Raw genomic sequence first — 594 nt, 5'->3', positions numbered from 1 at the left:
ATAGAAAGTTTTTCTTTCTGAAGGAATAGCCACATAAATACCCCACCAGGCATTTTTTTCGCCCTTTGCTGATGTTATGAAAATTGGTTTATCTATAGTTATTGCTCCCGATGTGATGTAATCACGGGGTTTGCCTTGTGAGGCAAAGTATTCACCTGGTGAAAATGCCAAAATAGCATCTACAGGCTGCAGACTATCACCTGCCAGTTTTATAGATAGGGCCGCAGAATATGAGCTACCCCATATGACAAGTTTACCTTCAACAAAATTTTTGTTGGCATACTGAATAGCCGCCTCCATGTCAGGCAAGGAGTTGATATAGCTTGTCTGTTTCATGCCTTTTACGGCATTTTGTTTTGTAATATTTTGTACATCATTGATGGTGGCACCTGATCGCAGATCAACAGCCATGCAGTTATAACCGAGACTATTGAGTTTTGGTGCTATTTCCTTATACTCTCCTCTACTCCAGTTAGCCTGATGAAATAAGACGATAAATGGGGCCGTTTTTGGATGAATCACATACAGATCAGCAGCCACTTCCAGACCATCCTTTGCTTTGAAATATATGGTTTCTGTTGCAAATGATTTTAC

Annotated in this window: 1 protein-coding gene; it reads right to left on the bottom strand. The window is 40.2% G+C overall.

Annotation, left to right across the window (positions count from 1 at the left end):
- Positions 1-594: alpha/beta hydrolase (locus tag E1176_RS00300; protein ID WP_155208600.1), on the bottom strand; the 594-nt coding region annotated here is incomplete at both ends.

This window comes from Fulvivirga aurantia (assembly GCF_009711475.1).
GTDB classification, from domain to species: domain Bacteria; phylum Bacteroidota; class Bacteroidia; order Cytophagales; family Cyclobacteriaceae; genus Fulvivirga; species Fulvivirga aurantia.
This window is presented reverse-complemented; position numbering and strand designations above follow the sequence as displayed.